Below are 586 nucleotides of genomic sequence, written 5' to 3'. Positions count from 1 at the left end.
TTAGATATTCATCCTTGACGGTAACACTCTGGGGATATTGGATTGATTGCTTATGGTGTTTAGACTTGAATCTAGGGAATTTAGCTTGTCCTTTAAAAAAGTTTTTATAGGCTCTGTCTAGGTTAATTGCTACACATTGAAGAACCGATGAATAGCAATCTTCCTTGAGCCAAGGATATTCCTTTTTGAGTTGAGGGAGCATCCCTTTATAGGTTGCTAGTTTTAAGCTTTTTCCAGTTTCTTGATAGTGCTGAATACAGGCATTTAAGGCAAAATTCCAATACCACCGTACACAACCAAACGATTTGACTAACGCCAATTCCTGTTCGGGTGTCGGATAGAGTCTGACCTTAACTGCCTTAAGCAATTGAATCACCCCCTTCGTTTGAGTGCTGTATTTACAAGATACACTGAATATAGCACAAGTTTTTTCAAGTGGAGATTATGAAGAACGATTTTGTTAGCGCTCGGGAGGTCTGTCAGTGACCTCAAAGTGCATTTGGTTTTGACAAACTTTGTATCGACACAAGGTTTTTACTCTTGAGATGCTGAACATATTACACTCCATCCTTGAAGAATTACTTCA

The 586-nt window shown here is 38.7% G+C and carries 1 protein-coding gene; it reads right to left on the bottom strand.

The window, feature by feature from the left end; all coding sequences use genetic code 11:
* Positions 1-376: RNA-guided endonuclease InsQ/TnpB family protein (locus M595_RS28390; protein ID WP_023069988.1), on the bottom strand; the 376-nt coding region annotated here is incomplete at its 3' end.
* Positions 377-586 lie beyond the last annotated feature (210 nt).

It is taken from the genome of Lyngbya aestuarii BL J (assembly GCF_000478195.2).
GTDB classification, from domain to species: domain Bacteria; phylum Cyanobacteriota; class Cyanobacteriia; order Cyanobacteriales; family Microcoleaceae; genus Capilliphycus; species Capilliphycus aestuarii.
The sequence above is the reverse complement of the archived record's forward strand: the minus strand, read 5'-3'. Positions and strand labels throughout refer to the sequence as shown.